We start from the raw sequence: 20,635 nt of genomic DNA, 5'->3' as shown, positions 1-20,635 counted from the left end.
GGCCAGGGCCGCGCACCCCGGTCGCGCCACCGCCGTACGCGAGAATGGGCGTCGGCAGGCAGTTCCGGGGCGCGAGCACAGAGGAGCACCGTTGAGCAGGTTGCGCTGGCTGACCGCGGGGGAGTCCCACGGTCCCGCACTCGTCGCGACGCTGGAGGGCCTTCCCGCCGGCGTGCCGGTCACCACGGAGATGGTGGCGGATCACCTGGCGCGGCGGCGGCTCGGCTATGGGCGCGGTGCGCGGATGAAGTTCGAGCGGGACGAGGTCACCTTCCTCGGTGGTGTCCGGCACGGCCTGACGCTGGGTTCCCCGGTGGCGATCATGGTGGGGAACACCGAGTGGCCGAAGTGGGAGCAGGTCATGGCGGCCGATCCGGTCGACCCGGAGGTGCTGGCGGGGCTGGCGCGCAACGCGCCGCTGACCCGGCCGCGGCCCGGTCACGCGGATCTGGCGGGCATGCAGAAGTACGGCTTCGAGGAAGCGCGGCCGATCCTGGAGCGTGCCTCGGCGCGGGAGACCGCGGCGCGGGTGGCGCTGGGCGCGGTGGCGCGGTCGTACCTGAAGGAGACGACCGGGATCGAGATCGTCTCGCACGTCGTCGAGTTGTGCTCGGTGAAGGCCCCGCGGGGTGTGTACCCCACCCCGGCCGACGTCGAGAAGCTGGACGCCGACCCGCTGCGCTGCCTGGACGCCGACACCTCCAAGGCGATGGTGGCGGAGGTCGACCAGGCCCACAAGGACGGCGACACCCTCGGCGGTGTGGTGGAGGTGCTGGCGTACGGCGTGCCGGTGGGCCTCGGCTCGCACGTGCACTGGGACCGCAAGCTGGACGCCCGGCTCGCCGGCGCCCTGATGGGCATTCAGGCGATCAAGGGCGTCGAGATCGGTGACGGTTTCGAGCTGGCGCGGGTGCCCGGCTCCAAGGCGCACGACGAGATCGTCGGCACCCCGGAGGGCATCCGGCGCGTCTCCGGGCGGGCCGGTGGCACCGAGGGCGGCCTGACCACGGGTGAGCTCCTGCGGGTGCGCGCGGCGATGAAGCCGATCGCGACCGTCCCGCGCGCGCTGAAGACGGTGGACGTCACCACCGGCGAGGCCGCCCAGGCCCACCACCAGCGCTCCGACGTCTCCGCGGTGCCGGCCGCCGGCATCGTCGCCGAGGCCATGGTCGCGCTGGTCCTGGCCGACGCGGTGGCGGAGAAGTTCGGCGGTGACAGCGTCACCGAGACCCGCCGCAACGTGCGGTCGTACCTCGACAACCTGCACATCCGATGAGCACCGGTCCTGTCGTCGTCCTGGTCGGTCCGATGGGGGTGGGCAAGTCCACCGTCGGACAGCTCCTCGCGGAGCGGCTGGGGGTCGGCTACCGGGACACCGACGACGACATCGTCGCCGAGCAGGGACGCGCCATCGCCGACATCTTCGTCGACGACGGCGAGCCCGCCTTCCGCGCCCTGGAGAAGCAGGCCGTGCGCCGGGCGCTCGCCGAGCACGACGGCGTCCTGGCGCTCGGCGGCGGCGCGGTCCTCGACCCGGACACACGCGCGCTGCTCGCCGGGCAGCGGGTGGTGTACCTGTCGATGGACGTCGAGGAAGCGGCCCGGCGCACCGGCCTCAACACCGCCCGGCCCCTGCTCGCGGTCAACCCGCGCAAGCAGTGGCGCGAGCTGATGGAGGCGCGCCGGCATCTGTACGAGGAAGTGGCCGGCGCGGTGGTGGCCACCGACGAGCGCACGCCGGACGAGGTCGCCCAAGCGGTGCTGGACGCACTGGAGTGGAAGGAAGCATGAGCGAGTCTGTGACGCGAATCCAGGTCGGCGGCACCGCGGGCAGCGCCCCCTACGAGGTCCTGGTGGGCCGGCAGCTGCTCGGCGAGCTGGCCGGACTGATCGGCGGCAACGTGACCCGGGTGGCCGTGATCCACCCGGAGGCGCTGGCCGAGACCGGCGAGGCGCTGCGCGCCGACCTGGCCGGGCAGGGCTACGAGGCGGTCGCCATCCAGGTGCCGAACGCGGAGGAGGCCAAGACCGCCGAGGTCGCCGCCTACTGCTGGAAGGCGCTCGGCCAGTCCGGGTTCACCCGCACCGACGTGATCGTCGGCGTCGGCGGCGGCTCCACCACCGACCTCGCCGGGTTCGTGGCCGCGACCTGGCTGCGCGGCGTGCGCTGGATCGCGATCCCGACGACCGTGCTGGCCATGGTCGACGCGGCCGTGGGCGGCAAGACCGGCATCAACACCGCCGAGGGCAAGAACCTCGTCGGCTCCTTCCACCCCCCGGCCGGCGTGCTGTGCGACCTGGCCGCGCTGGACTCCCTCCCGGTGCACGACTATGTCTCCGGGCTCGCCGAGGTCATCAAGGCCGGGTTCATCGCCGACCCGGCGATCCTGGACCTGATCGAGGCCGACCCCGAGGGCGCGCGCACCCCGGCCGGTCCGCACACCGCCGAGCTGATCGAGCGGTCGATCCGGGTCAAGGCCGAGGTCGTCTCCGCCGACCTGAAGGAAAGCGGGCTGCGCGAGATCCTCAACTACGGCCACACCCTCGGCCACGCCATCGAGAAGAACGAGCGCTACACGTGGCGGCACGGCGCCGCCGTGGCCGTCGGTATGCACTTCGCCGCCGAACTCGGCCGTCTGGCGGGCCGGTTGGACGACGCCACCGCCGACCGCCACCGCACCATCCTGGAGTCGGTCGGGCTGCCGCTCACCTACCGCTACGACCAGTGGCCCAAGTTGCTCCAGGCGATGAAGGTCGACAAGAAGTCCCGCGGCGACATGCTGCGGTTCATCGTCCTCGACGGCCTCGCCAAGCCGACCGTCCTGGAGGGTCCCGATCCGGCCATGCTGCTCGCCGCCTACGGCGAGGTGGCCCAGTAAGTCCCACGGGGACCCCTTCCGCCCGATTCGCTTGTGGCGATGGGCACTTCGGGCCGCCCCCGGCCGTTCACCAAACGACGGCCGGGGGCGGTACCGTTCGGTAGGGAGCGGGCCGGGCCCGCTGCCAGCGCCGACAGCCCTGAAAGACGAGACGGAGTGGCACCGGATGCAGCACGCAGTGGGGTCTCCGCTGCCGCCGCCCCACCAGCCGGGGCACGGTCCGGCCGCCGGCTGGTCGCCGGCCGCACAGCACCCGGACCCGCACCAGGCGGGCCGGCACCACCCTGCCCCGCACCAGGGACCGGTCCCGCACCACGGCTCGGTCCCGCACGCGGGTCAGGCACCGCACGCGGGTCAGGCACCGCACACGGGTCCCGCTGCGCACCAGGGTCCCCCTCCGTACCAGGGACCGGTCCCGCACCACGGTCCGGCCGCACCGCAGAGCCCGGCCGCGCCCCTGGGTCCTGCCCCCGCGCATCACGGTCCCGCCCCCGTGCCGCGGGGATCCGCCCCCGTACCTCCGCCGCAGCCCCCGGGCTACACCGGAGCGCCGGCCGCGCACCCCGCGGTGCCGCCGCAGGGCACGGAGGTGACCGGGCACGTCCCGCTGCCGCCCGGCGGCCCGGTGGCATCCCCCGGTGCCACGCCGGCGCCGGCCGCCCCGGTGCCCGACCCGGCCACCGCCACCCTCGCGGTGCTGCTGATCGGCCCGGCCGGCGCGGGCAAGACCAGCGTCGCCAAGTACTGGGCGGACCACCGCCGGGTGCCCACCGCCCACATCAGCCTCGACGACGTCCGTGAATGGGTCCGCTCCGGCTTCGCCGACCCGCAGTCCGGATGGAACGACAACTCGGAGGCTCAGTACCGCCTGGCCCGCCGCACCTGTGGCTTCGCCGCGCGCAACTTCCTGGCCAACGGCATCTCCTGCATCCTCGACGACGCCGTCTTCCCCGACCGCCCGGTGGTCGGCCTCGGCGGCTGGAAGCGGCACGTCGGCCCCGGACTGCTCCCCGTCGTCCTGCTCCCGGGCCTCGACATCGTGCTGGAGCGCAACGCCGAGCGCACCGGCAACCGCCGCCTCACCGACGAGGAGGTCGCCCGCATCCACGGCCGCATGGCCGGCTGGTACGGCTCGGGCCTGCCGATCATCGACAACTCCCAGCTCGACGTCCCCGGCACGGCCCGCGTCCTGGACGAGGTCCTGGCCCGGGCGATCGCCAGTCCGCCCACATGGTGAACGCGGGGGAGTGACCCCGCCGTCGAGGGCGCCGGGAACCGCGCGGTGAGGCACCACGGCCCACTCCCGGTTCGGCACGGACCCACTCCAGCCTCGCCAGGGACCCGCACCAGGATCGCCACCGACTCGCACCAGGCTCGCCACGGACCCGCAACACGCACACCACCCCTCACACCACGGCGCTAGCCCGAACGGCACCGCCCCAACCGGCACAAAACGCCCAGGGCTCCTACGCTCGTCTCATGTCAGAGGTGTACGCGACCCGCCGAGCGCGGCTGAGGGAATGCAGTAGTGCCAGCGGCAGTGCCGCCGCGCTCGTCTCCCGTCCCGCCAACGTGCGCTACCTCGCGGGCGCGGCACCCCACGGTGCCGTCCTGCTGCTGGGCAAGCGCGACGACCTCCTGGTGTGCGCGGCCCCGCCGGAGGACCGCCCCGCCGACGGCCGCCTCGACGAGGCGGTGCGGGTGCACGTCCTGACCGGCTCCGCCGGCGACCCCGCCGTCGCCGCCGCCGGTCTCGCCGCGGGCCAGGGCGCCGACTCCCTCGCCGTCGAGGAACACCACCTCACCGTCGCCCGGCATCGGGCCATCGCCTCGGTCGCGCCCCGGCTGCGCCTGGCCGACCTGGGCGGCGTGGTCGAGCAGCTGAGAGTGGTGAAGGACGAAGAGGAGATCTCCTGCCTGCGGATCGGCGCCGAGATCGCCGACCAGGCCCTCGGTGAGCTGCTCGAATCGATCCTGGTCGGCCGGACCGAACGCCATCTCGCCCTGGAGCTGGAGCGGCGCCTCGTCGACCACGGCGCCGACGGCCCCGCCTTCCCCACCTCCGTGGGCACCGGCCCGAACTCCGGCCGCCGCGGGCACCGGCCCACGGACCGGCGGGTCGAGGAGGGCGACTTCCTCTCCGTCTGCCTGGGCGCGACCTACCGCGGCTACCGCTGCGAGATCGGCCGTACCTTCGTCATCGGGACCTCGCCCGCCGACTGGCAGATCGAGCTGTACGACCTGGTCTTCGCCGCGCAGCGGGCCGGCCGTGAGTCCCTGGCGCCCGGCGCCGCCTGCCGGGACGTGGACCGCGCGGCCCGGCAGGTGCTGGACTCGGCGGGCCATGGGGAAGCGCTGCCTCCGCTGACCGGGCACGGCGTCGGACTCGAAATCGACGAGGACCCGCAGTTGGCTCCCGCGGCCATGGGTAAACTGGACGCTTGCGTGCCGGTCACCGTCGAACCTGGGGTCCACCTCCCGGGACGGGGCGGCGTCCGGATCGATGACACGCTCGTCGTCCGCCCCGAGGCGGACGGCGGACCCGAGCTACTCACCATTACGACCAAGGAGCTGCTCGCACTATAGGCAGGTGCGTGCCCCCGGGGTCGTCCACGTCAGTCCAGGAGATTCCGCAACCGTGGCTTCCACGAACGACCTCAAGAACGGCATGGTGCTCAAGCTCGAAGGCGGCCAGCTCTGGTCCGTCGTCGAGTTCCAGCACGTCAAGCCCGGCAAGGGCCCGGCCTTCGTGCGCACCAAGCTCAAGAACGTGCTCTCCGGCAAGGTCGTCGACAAGACCTTCAACGCCGGCGTCAAGGTCGAGACGGCCACTGTCGACAAGCGCGACATGCAGTTCTCGTACATGGACGGCGACTACTTCGTCTTCATGGACATGGAGACCTACGACCAGCTCCACATCGACAAGAAGGTCGTCGGCGACGCCGCCAACTTCCTGATCGAGGGCTTCGAGGCCACCGTCGCCCAGCACGAGGGCGAGGTGCTCTTCGTCGAGCTGCCGGCCGCCGTCGAGCTGACCGTCGCCGAGACGGAGCCGGGCGTCCAGGGCGACCGCTCCACCGGTGGCACCAAGCCCGCCACCCTGGAGACCGGCCACCAGATCCAGGTCCCGCTCTTCATCACCACCGGTGAGAAGATCAAGGTCGACACCCGCACCAGCGACTACCTCGGCCGGGTGAACAGCTAACCGTGGCCGCCCGCAACACGGCCCGCAAGCGCGCCTTCCAGATCCTCTTCGAGGGCGACCAGCGCGGCGCCGACGTCCTGACCGTTCTCGCGGACTGGATCCGGCTCTCCCGGGCCGACACCCGGCAGCCGCCGGTGAGCGAGTACACGATGCAGCTGGTCGAGGGCTACGCGGAACACGCGAAGCGGATCGACGAGCTGATCTCGCAGTACTCCGTCGGCTGGACGCTCGACCGGATGCCGGTCGTCGACCGCAACATCCTGCGTCTCGGCGCGTACGAGCTGATCTGGGTCGACGAGACCCCGGACGCCGTCGTGCTCGACGAGATGGTGCAGCTGGCGAAGGAGTTCTCCACGGACGAGTCGCCCTCGTTCGTCAACGGACTGCTCGGCCGGCTGAAGGAGCTCAAGCCCTCGCTGCGCCGCGACGAGGCCTGAGCGACCCAAGACGCCCGAGGGCCCGCAGCACATCCGCTGCGGGCCCTCGGGCGTTGTCGTGCGGCTGGGGCGCCTAGTCGTGCGCCCAGGGGCGCGTTGTGGTGCGTCTGGCGCGCGTTGTGGTGCGCTCAGGCTCGTGTCGCGCGGCTGGGGCGCTCGGAGCCCGCAGGAGTGGGGGAGGCCCGTGAGACGGCGCGGAGGAGCGTGGACGGCTGCTGAAAGCCGCCGGGGTGGCCGGACCCGTTGGGTTCCGGCCACCCCGGCGGCACGTTTCTGCTGACGCTGCGGAGCGGTCAGCCCTCCTCGTGGGTGGCCACCGCGCGGCGCGCGTCCGCGTCCAGCACGCCCCAGCTGATCAGCTGCTCGGTGAGGACCGAGGGCGACTGGTCGTAGATGACGGCGAGTGTGCGCAGGTCGTCCTGGCGGATCGAGAGCACCTTGCCGTTGTAGTCACCGCGCTGGGACTGGATCGTCGCCGCGTACCGCTGCAGCGGGCCCGCCTTCTCGGCCGGGACGGTGGCGAGCCGCTCCAGGTCCAGGACCAGCTTCGGCGGCGGCTCGGCGGCGCCGCCCGGCGTCGTGCCCGGAAGCAGCTCCTGCACGGGAACGCCGTAGAAATCCGCCAGCTCGGCAAGGCGCTGCACGGTCACGGCGCGGTCGCCACGCTCGTAGGACCCGACCACCACGGCCTTCCAGCGGCCCTGGGACTTCTCCTCGACACCGTGGAGGGAAAGGCCCTGCTGGGTGCGGATGGCCCGGAGCTTGGCCCCGAGCTGTTTGGCGTATTCGCTGGACATATAGCTCCCCGGACACTGTGTCGACGCGACTGGCGTGATCCCCGCCGCGCGGTTGGTAACTCACTGTGAGGTTACGCAGCGTGACTCTTCTGCGTCAAGCCGAATGGTCCACACCGACTCTTCCGTGGTATCGGCACCCGGTTGGGCCGATCGGGTGAATCCGAGGGTGATCGAGGGGGTGTCTCCGGAGTGTCTGCGGGACCTGATACCGTGGGTGGCGCAATCCCGACGTCCTTTAAGGTCCGTCCCGTGAGGCGGAGAAGGAGGTCCGTTTCGTATGGACACGCAAGCGAACGCGCAAGCGTCCGACGCCAGGCCCGTTCTCGAAGGCCCTGACATCGCGCGGGTGCTGACCCGCATCGCCCACGAGATCGTCGAGCGCGCCAAGGGCGCCGACGACGTGGTGCTCCTCGGCATTCCGACCCGGGGCGTCTTCCTCGCCCAGCGGCTGGCCGCCAAGCTCGAGCAGATCACCGAGCGCAAGGTCCCGTGCGGCTCGCTGGACATCACCATGTACCGCGACGACCTGCGCATGCACCCGCCGCGCGCGCTGGCCCGCACCGAGATCCCCGGTGACGGCATCGACGGCAAGCTGGTCGTCCTCGTCGACGACGTCCTCTTCTCCGGCCGCACCATCCGCGCCGCCCTCGACGCCCTGAACGACATCGGGCGCCCCCGCGCGGTCCAGCTCGCGGTCCTCGTCGACCGCGGCCACCGCGAACTGCCCATCCGCGCCGACTACGTCGGCAAGAACCTCCCCACGTCGCTGCGGGAGACGGTCAAGGTCCAGCTCGCCGAGGAGGACGGTCGCGACACCGTGCTGCTCGGCGCCAAGGCCGACCAGTAGCAGACCGGGCGTACGGCCCGTCTTCGGCGTGCCCGCACCGGCACCCGCGCCCGACCGTGCACCGGCTTGCCCGAAACCTCCCGAATGAACTTCCTTACGGAGCCTGACAGATGCAGCGTCATCTCATCTCGGCCGCCGACCTCACCCGCGACGACGCCGTCCTGATCCTCGACACCGCCGAGGAGATGGCCCGCGTGGCCGACCGGCCGATCAAGAAGCTGCCGACCCTGCGCGGCCGCACGATCGTCAACCTCTTCTTCGAGGACTCCACCCGCACCCGGATCTCCTTCGAGGCCGCCGAGAAGCGGCTGTCCGCGGACGTCATCAACTTCTCCGCCAAGGGCTCCAGCGTCTCCAAGGGCGAGTCCCTGAAGGACACCGCCCAGACCCTGGAGGCCATGGGCGTCGACGCCGTCGTCATCCGGCACGGGGCCTCCGGAGCGCCGTACCGCCTCGCCAACTCCGGCTGGATCGACGCGGTCGTCATCAACGCCGGCGACGGCACCCACCAGCACCCCACGCAGGCCCTGCTCGACGCGTTCACCATGCGCCGCCGCCTGGTCGGCAAGGACGCCGGGCTCGGCCAGGACCTGTCCGGCAGGCGCGTCACGATCGTCGGCGACGTGCTGCACAGCCGGGTCGCCCGCTCCAACGTCGACCTGCTGCACACCCTCGGCGCCGAGGTCACCCTCGTCGCCCCGCCCACCCTGCTGCCGGTCGGCGTCGAGACCTGGCCCTGCGAGGTGTCGTACGACCTCGACTCCACCCTGCCGAAGTCCGACGCGGTGATGATGCTGCGGGTGCAGCGCGAGCGGATGAACGCCGCGTTCTTCCCCACCGAGCGCGAGTACGCGCGCCGCTACGGCCTCGACGGCGACCGCATGGCGAAGATGCCCGAGCACGCCATCGTGATGCACCCCGGCCCCATGGTCCGCGGCATGGAGATCACCGCCGAGGTCGCCGACTCCGACCGCTGCACCGTCGTCGAGCAGGTCGCCAACGGCGTCTCCATCCGGATGGCCGTGCTGTACCTGCTGCTGGGCGGCAACGAGCCCGCCACCACCCAGACCGCCCGTACCGAGGAGAAGTAAGACCGTGAGCAAGATCCTGATCCGTGGTGCGAAGGTCCTCGGCGGCGAGGAGCGGGACGTCCTGATCGACGGCGAGACCATCGCCGAGGTGGGCACCGGCCTGTCCGCCGACGGCGCCGAGGTCGTCGAGGCCGGCGGCAAGGTGCTGCTGCCGGGCCTGGTCGACCTGCACACCCACCTGCGCGAGCCCGGCCGCGAGGACTCCGAGACCGTCCTGACCGGCACCCGCGCGGCGGCCTCCGGCGGCTACACCAGCGTGTTCGCCATGGCCAACACCTTCCCGGTCGCCGACACCGCCGGTGTCGTCGAGCAGGTGTGGCGGCTCGGCAGGGAGTCCGGCTACTGCGACGTGCAGCCCATCGGCGCCGTCACCGTCGGCCTGGAGGGCAGCAAGCTCGCCGAGCTGGGCGCCATGCACGAGTCCGCGGCCGGGGTGACCGTCTTCTCCGACGACGGCAAGTGCGTGCACGACGCGCAGATCATGCGCCGCGCGCTGGAGTACGTGAAGGCCTTCGACGGCGTCATCGCCCAGCACGCGCAGGAGCCGCGGCTGACCGAGGGCGCCCAGATGAACGAGGGCGTCGTCTCCGCCGAGCTGGGTCTCGGCGGCTGGCCGGCGGTGGCCGAGGAGTCGATCATCGCCCGCGATGTGCTGCTCGCCGAGCACGTCGGCTCCCGCGTGCACATCTGCCACCTGTCGACCGCCGGGTCGGTCGAGATCGTGCGCTGGGCCAAGTCCCGCGGCATCCAGGTGACCGCCGAGGTCACCCCGCACCACCTGCTCCTCACCGACGAGCTGGTGCGCACCTACAACCCCGTCTACAAGGTCAACCCGCCGCTGCGCACCGAGCGCGACGTGCTGGCCCTGCGCGAGGCCCTGGCCGACGGCACGATCGACATCGTCGCCACCGACCACGCTCCCCACCCGCACGAGGACAAGGACTGCGAGTGGGCCGCCGCCGCCATGGGCATGGTCGGCCTGGAGACCGCGCTCTCCGTGGTCCAGGCGACCATGGTGGACACGGGCCTGCTGGACTGGGCCGGCGTCGCCGACCGGATGTCCTTCGCGCCCGCGCGCATCGGACGGGCCACGGGCCACGGCCGACCCGTCTCGGCTGGTGAGCCCGCCAACCTCACCCTGGTCGACACGGCATACCGTGGCCTCGTGGACCCCGCGGGCTTCGCCTCGCGCAGCCGCAACACCCCGTACGAGGGGCGTGAGCTGCCGGGCCGTGTCACGCACACGTGGCTCCGGGGCAAGGCCACGCTCGTCGACGGGAAGCTCACGTGACACCTGTAATCCTGCTGGCCGCCGAGAGGAAATCGGCGGAAGTGACCGACTGGGCCGCCCGCCTCGGCTGGGTCGTCGGCCTCGCCCTCTTCGTCGCGCTCGTCTACTGGCTGATGCGCGAGGGCTGGAAGTGGCGCGGCACCCTCCAGGGCGACCTGCCCGAGCTGCCCACCGCGCCGGACGAGCCCGGCGAGGCCACACTGACGATGAGTGGCCGCTACCACGGCTCCACCACCGCCGGACAGTGGCTGGACCGCATCGTGGCGCGCGGCCTGGGCACCCGCAGCCGGGCCGAGCTGACGCTGACGGACGCGGGCCTTGAGGTCGTACGCCCCGGGGCGACCGACTTCTTCGTCCCCGCCGCCGCGCTGCGCGCGGCCCGCCTCGACAAGGGCATCGCCGGCAAGGTGCTCACCGAGGGCGGACTGCTCATCGTGACCTGGGCACACGGCGACAAGCTGATCGACTCCGGCTTCCGCTCCGACCGCGCGGCCGAGCACAACGAGTGGGTCGACGTCCTCAACTCCATGATCGAAACGAACACCAGGGAAGGCGCCGAACGATGACGACCTCCACCAGGGGAACCAGCAGGGTTCCCGCCGTACTCGTCCTGGAGGACGGCCGGGTCTTCCGCGGCCGCGCCTACGGGGCCGTGGGGGAGACCTTCGGCGAGGCCGTCTTCTCCACCGGCATGACCGGCTACCAGGAGACCCTGACGGACCCGTCGTACCACCGGCAGGTCGTCGTCATGACGGCCCCGCACGTCGGCAACACCGGCGTCAACGACGAGGACCCCGAGTCGCAGCGCATCTGGGTCGCCGGCTACGTCGTGCGCGACCCCGCGCGCGTGCCGTCCAGCTGGCGCTCCCGGCGCTCCCTGGACGAGGAGCTGGCCGCCCAGGGCGTCGTCGGCATCAGCGGCGTCGACACCCGCGCGCTCACCCGCCACCTGCGCGAGCGCGGCGCCATGCGCGTCGGCATCTTCTCCGGCACCGCGCTGCCCGACGAGGGCACCATGCTCACCCGGGTCCGCCAGGCCCCCGAGATGACGGGCGCCGACCTCTCCGCCGAGGTCGCCACCAAGGAGCCGTACGTCGTCCCCGCGATCGGTGAGAAGAAGTTCACCGTCGCCGCCGTCGACCTCGGCATCAAGGGCATGACCCCGCACCGGATGGCCGAGCGCGGCATCGAGGTGCACGTGCTGCCCGCCACGGCGAGCGTCGAGGACGTGTACGCCGTGAACCCGGACGGCGTGTTCTTCTCCAACGGCCCCGGCGACCCGGCCACCGCCGACCACCCGGTCTCCGTCATGCGGGCCGTCCTGGAGCGGGGCACCCCGCTGTTCGGCATCTGCTTCGGCAACCAGATCCTCGGTCGCGCGCTGGGCTTCGGCACCTACAAGCTGAAGTACGGCCACCGCGGCATCAACCAGCCGGTGCAGGACCGCACCACCGGCAAGGTCGAGGTCACCGCGCACAACCACGGCTTCGCCGTCGACGCCCCGCTCGACCAGGTCTCCGAGACCCCCTTCGGCCGCGCCGAGGTCTCCCACGTCTGCCTCAACGACAACGTGGTGGAGGGCCTCCAGCTTCTCGACAAGCCGGCCTTCAGCGTCCAGTACCACCCCGAAGCGGCAGCCGGCCCGCACGACGCCGCCTACCTGTTCGACCGCTTCGTGAAGCTCATGGAGGGCCAGCGTGCCTAAGCGCACCGATATCCAGTCCGTCCTGGTCATCGGCTCCGGCCCGATCGTCATCGGCCAGGCCGCCGAGTTCGACTACTCCGGCACCCAGGCGTGCCGCGTCCTCAAGGCCGAGGGCCTGCGCGTCATCCTCGTCAACTCCAACCCGGCGACGATCATGACCGACCCGGAGATCGCCGACGCCACCTACGTCGAGCCGATCACCCCCGAGTTCGTCGAGAAGATCATCGCCAAGGAGCGCCCCGACGCGCTGCTGCCCACCCTCGGCGGCCAGACGGCCCTGAACACCGCGATCTCCCTGCACGAGAACGGCGTCCTGGAGAAGTACGGCGTCGAGCTGATCGGCGCCAACGTCGAGGCCATCCACAAGGGCGAGGACCGCGACCAGTTCAAGCTCGTCGTGGAGGAGGTCCGCAAGAAGATCGGGCACGGCGAGTCCGCCCGCTCGGTCATCTGCCACTCCATGGAGGACGTCCTCGCGGGCGTGGAGCAGCTCGGCGGCTACCCGGTCGTCGTCCGCCCCTCCTTCACCATGGGCGGCGCCGGCTCCGGTTTCGCGCACGACGAGGAGGAGCTGCGCCGCATCGCCGGCCAGGGCCTCACGCTCTCCCCGACCACCGAGGTGCTGCTGGAGGAGTCCATCCTCGGCTGGAAGGAGTACGAGCTGGAGCTGATGCGCGACAAGAACGACAACGTCGTGGTTGTCTGCTCCATCGAGAACTTCGACCCCATGGGCGTGCACACCGGCGACTCGATCACCGTCGCCCCCGCGATGACGCTCACCGACCGCGAGTACCAGGTGCTGCGCGACGTCGGCATCGCGATCATCCGTGAGGTCGGCGTCGACACCGGCGGCTGCAACATCCAGTTCGCGGTCAACCCCGAGGACGGCCGGGTCATCGTCATCGAGATGAACCCGCGCGTGTCCCGCTCCTCCGCGCTCGCCTCCAAGGCGACCGGCTTCCCGATCGCCAAGATCGCCGCGAAGCTGGCCGTCGGCTACACGCTGGACGAGATCCCGAACGACATCACGCAGGAGACCCCGGCCTCCTTCGAGCCGACCCTCGACTACGTGGTCGTCAAGGCCCCCCGCTTCGCCTTCGAGAAGTTCCCGTCCGCCGACTCCACCCTCACCACCACGATGAAGTCGGTCGGCGAGGCCATGGCCATCGGCCGCAACTTCACGGAGGCCTTCCAGAAGGCGCTGCGCTCGCTGGAGAAGAAGGGCAGCCAGTTCACCTTCGTGGGCGAGCCCGGCGACAAGGAGGAGCTGCTGCGCGCCGCGGTCCGTCCGACCGACGGCCGGATCAACACGGTCATGCAGGCCATCCGCGCGGGCGCCACCCCCGAGGAGGTCTTCGCGTACACGAAGATCGACCCCTGGTTCGTCGACCAGCTCTTCCTCATCAAGGAGATCGCCGACGAGCTCGCCGAGGCCCCCGAGCTGACCCGCGAGCTGCTGGCCGAGGCCAAGCGGCACGGCTTCTCCGACCAGCAGATCGCCGAGATCCGCGGCCTGCGCGAGGACGTCGTCCGCGAGGTCCGCCACGCGCTCGGCATCCGCCCGGTCTACAAGACGGTCGACACCTGCGCCGCCGAGTTCGCCGCCAGGACGCCGTACTTCTACTCCTCCTACGACGAGGAGACGGAGATCGCGCCGCGCGAGAAGCCCGCGGTGATCATCCTGGGCTCCGGCCCGAACCGCATCGGCCAGGGCATCGAGTTCGACTACTCCTGTGTCCACGCCTGCTTCGCGCTCAGGGACGCGGGCTACGAGACGGTGATGGTCAACTGCAACCCGGAGACCGTCTCCACCGACTACGACACCTCCGACCGCCTGTACTTCGAGCCGCTGACGCTCGAGGACGTGCTGGAGATCGTCCACGCCGAGCAGCAGGCCGGCCCGATCGCGGGCGTCGTCGTCCAGCTCGGCGGCCAGACCCCGCTCGGCCTCGCCCAGGCGCTCAAGGACAACGGCTTGCCGATCGTCGGCACCTCCCCGGAGGCGATCCACGCCGCCGAGGACCGCGGCGCCTTCGGCCGCGTCCTGAAGGAGGCCGGCCTGCCGGCCCCCAAGCACGGCACCGCGACCACCTTCGCCGAGGCCAAGGCCATCGCCGACGAGATCGGCTACCCGGTCCTCGTCCGCCCCTCCTACGTGCTCGGCGGCCGCGGCATGGAGATCGTCTACGACGAGGCCCGCCTGGAGTCGTACATCGCCGAGTCGACCGAGATCAGCCCCACCCGGCCGGTCCTCGTCGACCGCTTCCTCGACGACGCGATCGAGATCGACGTCGACGCGCTCTACGACGGCGAGGAGCTGTACCTCGGCGGCGTCATGGAGCACATCGAGGAGGCCGGCATCCACTCCGGCGACTCGGCGTGCGCCCTGCCCCCGATCACCCTCGGCGGCTTCGACATCAAGCGGCTGCGCGCCTCCACCGAGGCCATCGCCAAGGGCGTCGGCGTGCGCGGCCTGATCAACATCCAGTTCGCGATGGCGGGCGACATCCTCTACGTCCTGGAGGCCAACCCGCGCGCCTCGCGCACGGTGCCCTTCACCTCCAAGGCGACCGCGGTGCCGCTGGCCAAGGCCGCCGCCCGGATCTCGCTGGGCGCGACCATCGCCGAGCTGCGCGCCGAGGGCCTGCTGCCCCAGCACGGCGACGGCGGCGAGCTGCCGCTCGACGCGCCGATCTCCGTCAAGGAGGCCGTCATGCCGTGGTCCCGCTTCCGGGACATCCACGGCCGTGGCGTCGACACCGTCCTCGGCCCCGAGATGCGCTCCACCGGCGAGGTCATGGGCATCGACTCGGTCTTCGGCACGGCGTACGCCAAGTCGCAGGCCGGCGCCTACGGCCCGCTGCCCACCAAGGGCCGCGCGTTCATCTCGGTCGCCAACCGCGACAAGCGCTCGATGATCTTCCCGGCGCGGGAGCTGGTCGCCCACGGCTTCGAGCTGCTGGCCACCTCCGGCACCGCCGAGGTCCTCAAGCGCAACGGCATCCACGCCACGGTCGTGCGCAAGCAGTCCGAGGGCCCCGGCCCCAACGGGGAGAAGACCATCGTCCAGCTGATCCACGACGGCGAGGTCGACCTCATCGTCAACACCCCGTACGGCACCGGCGGCCGCCTCGACGGCTACGAGATCCGTACGGCGGCCGTGGCCCGGTCCGTGCCGTGCCTGACGACGGTCCAGGCGCTCGCCGCCGCCGTCCAGGGCATCGACGCCCTCAACCACGGCGACGTGGGCGTCCGATCGCTCCAGGAACACGCGGAATTCCTGACCGCGGCCCGCGACTAGCAGCCCTCGAGGGGGACACCGGAAACGGTGTCCCCCTCTTCATGGGGCCCTCCCCGAGGACACCGATGTACAAGATCTTCTTCAACCTCTTCTTCCGGCGGATGGACCCGGAGGCGGCCCACCACCTGGCCTTCCGCTGGATCCGCCTGGCCGTGCGCGTCCCCGTGCTGCGCACCTTCGTCGCGGCCGCGCTCGCGCCCCGGTACGAGGAGCTGCGCACCGAGGCCTTCGGCCTGCGCATGCACGGCCCGTTCGGGCTCGCCGCCGGCTTCGACAAGAACGCCGTCGCCATCGACGGCATGGCGATGCTCGGCTTCGACCACGTCGAGATCGGCACCGTCACCGGCGAGCCGCAGCCCGGCAACCCCAGGAAGCGGCTGTTCCGCCTGGTCGCCGACCGCGCGCTGATCAACCGCATGGGCTTCAACAACGACGGCTCGCTCGCCGTCGCCGCCCGCCTCGCCTCCCGCACGCCGGTCTTCCGGACCGTCGTGGGCGTCAACATCGGCAAGACCAAGGTCGTGCCGGAGGAAGAGGCCGTCCTCGACTACGTGAAGTCCGCCGAGCGGCTCGCGCCGTACGCCGACTACCTGGTCGTCAACGTCTCCTCGCCCAACACGCCCGGCCTGCGCGACCTCCAGGCCACCGAGGCGCTGCGCCCGCTGCTGACCGCCGTCCGCGAGGCCGCCGACCGCACGGTCACCACGCGGCGCGTCCCGCTCCTGGTGAAGATCGCGCCCGACCTCGCCGACGAGGACGTCGACGCGGTCGCCGACCTCGCCGTGGAACTCGGCCTGGACGGCATCATCGCGACCAACACCACCATCGCCCGCGACGGTCTGGGCCTGACCTCCGACCCGTCCCTGGTGAAGGAGACCGGCGGCCTGTCCGGGGCGCCCCTGAAGGAACGCTCCCTGCAGGTGCTGCGCCGCCTCTACGCGCGCGTGGGCGACCGGATCACCCTGGTCGGCGTCGGCGGCATCGAGAACGCCGAGGACGCCTGGCAGCGCATCCTGGCCGGCGCCACGCTGGTCCAGGGCTACAGCGCCTTCGTCTACGAGGGACCCTTCTGGGCCCGCGCCATCCACAAGGGCCTCGCCGCGCGGCTGCGCCAGAGCCCGTACGCCACTCTCGCCGACGCGGTCGGCGCCGACGTGAGGAAGCCCCGATGACCGGCACGAGCCCCCTGGAACCCTTCGGCGCCCGGCTGCGCCGCGCCATGGAGGAGCGGGGACCGCTGTGCGTGGGCATCGACCCGCACGCCTCCCTGCTCGCCGAGTGGGGCCTGAACGACGACGTGGCGGGCCTGGAGCGGTTCAGCCGCACGGTGGTCGAGGCGGTGGCCGACCGGGTCGCCGTGCTCAAGCCGCAGAGCGCGTTCTTCGAACGCTTCGGCTCGCGCGGTGTCGCGGTGCTGGAGAAGTCCGTCGAGGAGGCCCGCGCGGCCGGCGCGCTGGTCGTCATGGACGCCAAGCGCGGCGACATCGGCTCCACCATGGCCGCCTACGCCGAGTCGTTCCTGCGCCGGGGCGCCCCGCTGTTCTCCGACGCCCTCACCGTCTCGCCGTACCTCGGCTACGGCTCCCTGAAGCCCGCCGTCGAGCTGGCGCGGGAGAACGGCGCCGGGCTGTTCGTGCTGGCGCTGACGTCCAACCCGGAGGGCGGCGAGGTCCAGCACGCCGTGCGCGCGGACGGCCGCACCGTCGGCGCGACGATGCTCGCCCACCTCGCGGCCGAGAACGCGGGGGAGGAGCCCCTGGGGTCCTTCGGCGCGGTCGTCGGGGCGACGCTGGGCGACCTGTCCTCGTACGACCTGGCGATCAACGGTCCGCTGCTCGCGCCCGGCATCGGCGCGCAGGGGGCCACACCGACCGATCTGCCCACAGTGTTCGGAGCCGCGGTGCGCAACGTCGTCCCGAACGTCAGCCGGGGTGTTCTGCGTCACGGTCCCGACGTGGGCGCGCTGCGGACGGCCGCCGACCGCTTCGCGGAGGAGATCCGGGCCGCGGTGGCACCGGTCTGAGAGCTCCGCCGGGTCCTCCGGGGACTGCCTGAGGCTGGATACATCCACGAATCCAGGGCAGTATGTCTGAAATATCCGGTCCTGACTGAGGCTGACCAGGACTTTTCCTCTGTTCTCGCTGACTCTGGCGGACTTGACCGCTAGTCTCCGACGAGTGGGGCCACCTCCCACGCCCTCGAGGCAGTGGGGGAGAACGGGCAGCCGTGTTGCTCGTGGCTCCCCAGGTGTGGGGCGACTAGGTTCCTCACCGGTCCGTATCCGACAGTTCGACATCCGAGGTGACGTAGGCGTGGCTCTTCCGCCCCTTACCCCCGAACAGCGCGCAGCCGCGCTCGAAAAGGCCGCCGCGGCTCGCCGGGAGCGGGCCGAGGTCAAGAATCGACTCAAGCACTCCGGCGCCTCCCTTCACGAGGTCATCAAGCAGGGCCAGGAGAACGACGTCATCGGTAAGATGAAGGTCTCCGCCCTGCTCGAGTCCCTGCCGGGCGTGGGCAAGGTCCGCGCCAAGCAGATCATGGAGCGACTCGGCATCTCCGAGAGCCGCCGCGTGCGCGGTCTCGGTTCCAACCAGATCGCCTCCCTCGAGCGCGAATTCGGCGGCACCAACTCCTGACCCCGGGCTCGCCCGGGCCTGGTCCCGGGCACTCCGGGATTGCTGGAATAATCGCTGCATGAGTGAACGTCCGCGGCTGACCGTGCTCTCCGGACCCTCCGGGGTCGGCAAGAGCACGGTGGTCGCCCATATGCGCAAGGAACACCCCGAGGTCTGGCTCTCGGTGTCGGCGACGACCCGCAAGCCCCGCCCCGGTGAGAAGCACGGAGTCCACTACTTCTTCGTCACCGACGAGGAGATGGACAAGCTGATCGCCAACGGCGAGCTGCTGGAGTGGGCCGAGTTCGCCGGCAACCGCTACGGGACGCCGCGCGCGGCCGTGCTGGAGCGCCTGGAGGCGGGTGAGCCCGTCCTCCTGGAGATCGACCTCCAGGGTGCCCGGCAGGTCCGCGAGTCGATGCCCGAGGCCCAGCTGGTGTTCCTGGCTCCGCCCTCCTGGGAGGAGCTGGTGCGCAGGCTGACCGGCCGGGGCACCGAGCCGCCCGAGGTGATCGAGCGCCGGCTGGACGCGGCCAAGGTCGAACTCGCCGCCGAGACGGAGTTCGACGAGACGCTGGTCAACACCTCCGTCCAGGACGTCGCCCGTGAGCTGCTAGCCTTGATGAACGTCGTGTGACCGTCCGTGGTCGCCGCGGGCCTGGATCGCCGATCACAGACCCGGACCACGGTGCCGGCCGCGATCCCGGATCGCGGTCCTGGATCACGGCCCCGGATCACACGGACTGCATCTTTCCCATCCATCGGAAGGTAGAGCGTGTCCTCTTCCATCTCCGCGCCCGAGGGCATCATCAACCCGCCGATCGACGAGCTCCTCGAGGCCACCGACTCGAAGTACAGCCTCGTGATCTACGCGGCCAAGCGGGCCCGCCAGATCAACGCGTACTACTCGCAGCTCGGCGAGGGTCTCCTCGAGTACGTCGGTCCGCTCGTGGACACCCACGTCCACGAGAAGCCGCTCTCGATCGCGCTGCGTGAGATCAACGCGGGACTGCTGACCTCCGAGGCCGTCGAGGGCCCCGGTCAGTAAGTCATACGATCAGCCCACGGCTGGCCCTTCCACAGGCCCGGTAGCACGTCTGCCGGGCCTGTGGTGTCTCATGGGGGTGGTTGCCCGTTTCCGAGGTCCGGGGAGAGTCGACGGTGGACAAGCCGAAGGTCGTACTGGGGGTCAGCGGCGGCATCGCCGCGTACAAGGCCTGTGAGCTGCTGCGAAGGCTCACCGAGTCCGGACACGACGTCCGGGTCGTCCCCACCGCTTCCGCCCTGCACTTCGTCGGCGCCGCCACCTGGTCCGCGCTCTCCGGCAACCCCGTCTCCACACAGGTCTGGGACGACGTCCACGAGGTGCCGCACGTGCGCATCGGCCAGCAGGCCGACCTGGTCGTCGTCGCCCCGGCCACCGCCGACATGCTCGCCAAGGCCGCCCACGGCCTCGCCGACGACCTGCTCACCAACACCCTGCTCACCGCCCGCTGCCCGGTCGTCTTCGCGCCCGCGATGCACACCGAGATGTGGGAGCACCCGGCCACCCAGGAGAACGTGGCGACGTTGCGCCGCCGCGGCGCCCTCGTCATCGAGCCCGCCGTCGGCCGCCTCACCGGCGTCGACACCGGCAAGGGACGGCTGCCCGAGCCCGCCGAGATCTTCGAGGTCTGCCGCCGGGTGCTGGCCCGCGGGGTGCGCGAGCCCGACCTCACCGGCCGGCATGTCGTGGTCAGCGCCGGCGGCACCCGCGAGCCGCTGGACCCGGTCCGCTTCCTCGGCAACCGCTCCTCCGGCAAGCAGGGGTACGCCCTCGCCCGCACGGCCGCCGCGCGCGGCGCCCGGGTCACCCTGATCGCCGCCAACACCGCGCTGCCCGATCCGGCCGGGGTCGACGTCGTCCCGGTCGGCACCGCCGTCCAGCTGCGCGAGGCGGTGCTGAAGGCGGCCGCCGACGCCGACGCGGTCGTCATGGCCGCCGCGGTGGCCGATTTCCGCCCCGCGACCTACGCGGCCGGGAAGATCAAGAAGAAGGACGGCCAGGAGCCCGACCCGGTCGTCCTGGTCCGCAACCCCGACATCCTCGCCGAGATATCCGCCGACCGGGCTCGCCCCGGTCAGGTGATCGTGGGCTTCGCCGCGGAGACCGACGACGTGCTGGCCAACGGCCGCAGAAAGCTCCAGCGCAAGGGCTGCGACCTGCTGGTGGTCAACGAGGTGGGGGAGCGCAAGACCTTCGGCGCCGAGGAGAGCGAGGCCGTGGTGCTGGCCGCCGACGGCGGCGAGACCCCCGTCCCGCACGGCCCCAAGGAGCACGTGGCCGAAATCGTGTGGGACCTGGTCGCCGAGCGCCTGACCTGACCGCCCGGCCGGCCCGTCCCTCGTACGCCTGGACGACACGCCGGTGCGCCTGCGTCTTCCGGCATTGACGGTGTGGCGCCTCTGGCCAATGCCACGGAAGATT

General features: G+C 71.5%; 20 protein-coding genes. 19 read left to right on the top strand and 1 reads right to left on the bottom strand.

Features of this window, described 5'->3' with window-relative positions:
- The first annotated feature begins 91 nt into the window (after positions 1-91).
- The 7 genes from aroC (at position 92) to nusB (ending at position 6,521) form a co-directional block, all read left to right on the top strand.
- Positions 92-1,276, top strand: a complete 1,185-nt coding sequence (gene aroC / locus G7Z13_RS05830; protein ID WP_165996689.1) for a chorismate synthase — start codon at positions 92-94, stop codon at positions 1,274-1,276.
- The gene (locus tag G7Z13_RS05825; RefSeq protein WP_165996688.1) at positions 1,273-1,791 is read left to right on the top strand and encodes a shikimate kinase; all 519 of its coding nucleotides are present in this window, start codon (positions 1,273-1,275) and stop codon (positions 1,789-1,791) included. Before aroC ends, G7Z13_RS05825 begins: the two co-directional genes overlap by 4 nt.
- Positions 1,788-2,879, top strand: a complete 1,092-nt coding sequence (aroB, locus tag G7Z13_RS05820; protein WP_165996685.1) for a 3-dehydroquinate synthase — start codon at positions 1,788-1,790, stop codon at positions 2,877-2,879. Before G7Z13_RS05825 ends, aroB begins: the two co-directional genes overlap by 4 nt.
- A 166-nt stretch (positions 2,880-3,045) precedes the next feature.
- Entirely contained in the window at positions 3,046-4,116 is a 1,071-nt protein-coding gene (locus tag G7Z13_RS05815) for an AAA family ATPase (RefSeq protein WP_165996683.1), read from the top strand.
- Positions 4,117-4,358: 242 nt separating this feature from the next.
- Positions 4,359-5,465, top strand: a complete 1,107-nt coding sequence (locus tag G7Z13_RS05810; RefSeq protein WP_165996681.1) for an aminopeptidase P family protein — start codon at positions 4,359-4,361, stop codon at positions 5,463-5,465.
- A gap of 52 nt (positions 5,466-5,517) precedes the next feature.
- Complete coding sequence (gene efp / locus G7Z13_RS05805) at positions 5,518-6,084, top strand: elongation factor P (RefSeq protein WP_165996679.1); 567 nt, start codon at positions 5,518-5,520, stop codon at positions 6,082-6,084.
- A gap of 2 nt (positions 6,085-6,086) precedes the next feature.
- Positions 6,087-6,521: a transcription antitermination factor NusB gene (gene nusB / locus G7Z13_RS05800; protein WP_165996677.1), complete on the top strand. Its 435-nt coding sequence runs from the start codon at positions 6,087-6,089 to the stop codon at positions 6,519-6,521.
- Positions 6,522-6,814: 293 nt separating this feature from the next.
- On the opposite strand, the gene bldD is transcribed toward nusB, so the two are convergent.
- Positions 6,815-7,318 carry a transcriptional regulator BldD gene (gene bldD / locus G7Z13_RS05795; protein WP_010046440.1) on the bottom strand — a complete coding sequence of 168 codons (504 nt, stop codon included), beginning with the start codon at positions 7,316-7,318 and terminating at the stop codon, positions 6,815-6,817.
- A 277-nt stretch (positions 7,319-7,595) separates the two neighbouring features.
- Between bldD and pyrR the strand changes: the two genes are divergently transcribed.
- The 12 genes from pyrR (at position 7,596) to coaBC (ending at position 20,532) form a co-directional block, all read left to right on the top strand.
- Complete coding sequence (gene pyrR, locus G7Z13_RS05790) at positions 7,596-8,165, top strand: bifunctional pyr operon transcriptional regulator/uracil phosphoribosyltransferase PyrR (RefSeq protein WP_165996675.1); 570 nt, start codon at positions 7,596-7,598, stop codon at positions 8,163-8,165.
- A gap of 110 nt (positions 8,166-8,275) precedes the next feature.
- Entirely contained in the window at positions 8,276-9,256 is a 981-nt protein-coding gene (locus tag G7Z13_RS05785) for an aspartate carbamoyltransferase catalytic subunit (protein ID WP_165996673.1), read from the top strand.
- 4 nt (positions 9,257-9,260) lie between these two features.
- On the top strand, positions 9,261-10,547 hold the full coding sequence (locus tag G7Z13_RS05780) for a dihydroorotase (RefSeq protein WP_165996671.1): 1,287 nt from the start codon (positions 9,261-9,263) through the stop codon (positions 10,545-10,547).
- Positions 10,544-11,113: a hypothetical protein gene (locus tag G7Z13_RS05775; RefSeq protein ID WP_165996669.1), complete on the top strand. Its 570-nt coding sequence runs from the start codon at positions 10,544-10,546 to the stop codon at positions 11,111-11,113. Before G7Z13_RS05780 ends, G7Z13_RS05775 begins: the two co-directional genes overlap by 4 nt.
- Entirely contained in the window at positions 11,110-12,252 is a 1,143-nt protein-coding gene (gene carA, locus G7Z13_RS05770) for a glutamine-hydrolyzing carbamoyl-phosphate synthase small subunit (protein ID WP_165996667.1), read from the top strand. The genes G7Z13_RS05775 and carA overlap by 4 nt, the downstream gene beginning before the upstream one ends.
- Positions 12,245-15,553 carry a carbamoyl-phosphate synthase large subunit gene (gene carB, locus G7Z13_RS05765; protein WP_165996665.1) on the top strand — a complete coding sequence of 1,103 codons (3,309 nt, stop codon included), beginning with the start codon at positions 12,245-12,247 and terminating at the stop codon, positions 15,551-15,553. Before carA ends, carB begins: the two co-directional genes overlap by 8 nt.
- Before the next feature lie 65 nt (positions 15,554-15,618).
- Complete coding sequence (locus tag G7Z13_RS05760) at positions 15,619-16,725, top strand: quinone-dependent dihydroorotate dehydrogenase (RefSeq protein ID WP_165996663.1); 1,107 nt, start codon at positions 15,619-15,621, stop codon at positions 16,723-16,725.
- Positions 16,722-17,576, top strand: coding sequence for an orotidine-5'-phosphate decarboxylase (gene pyrF, locus G7Z13_RS05755; RefSeq protein ID WP_165996662.1), 855 nt, complete (start codon positions 16,722-16,724; stop codon positions 17,574-17,576). The genes G7Z13_RS05760 and pyrF overlap by 4 nt, the downstream gene beginning before the upstream one ends.
- A gap of 289 nt (positions 17,577-17,865) precedes the next feature.
- A complete protein-coding gene (locus tag G7Z13_RS05750; protein ID WP_165996659.1) occupies positions 17,866-18,189 on the top strand; it encodes an integration host factor in 324 nt (107 codons plus the stop codon).
- 58 nt (positions 18,190-18,247) lie between these two features.
- On the top strand, positions 18,248-18,805 hold the full coding sequence (gene gmk, locus G7Z13_RS05745) for a guanylate kinase (protein ID WP_165996658.1): 558 nt from the start codon (positions 18,248-18,250) through the stop codon (positions 18,803-18,805).
- 138 nt (positions 18,806-18,943) lie between these two features.
- Positions 18,944-19,216 carry a DNA-directed RNA polymerase subunit omega gene (gene rpoZ / locus G7Z13_RS05740; protein WP_004933985.1) on the top strand — a complete coding sequence of 91 codons (273 nt, stop codon included), beginning with the start codon at positions 18,944-18,946 and terminating at the stop codon, positions 19,214-19,216.
- Positions 19,217-19,329: 113 nt separating this feature from the next.
- Complete coding sequence (gene coaBC, locus G7Z13_RS05735) at positions 19,330-20,532, top strand: bifunctional phosphopantothenoylcysteine decarboxylase/phosphopantothenate--cysteine ligase CoaBC (RefSeq protein ID WP_165996656.1); 1,203 nt, start codon at positions 19,330-19,332, stop codon at positions 20,530-20,532.
- The last annotated feature ends 103 nt before the right edge of the window (positions 20,533-20,635 follow it).

Source organism: Streptomyces sp. JB150 (assembly GCF_011193355.1).
Taxonomy (GTDB): domain Bacteria; phylum Actinomycetota; class Actinomycetes; order Streptomycetales; family Streptomycetaceae; genus Streptomyces.
This window is presented reverse-complemented; position numbering and strand designations above follow the sequence as displayed.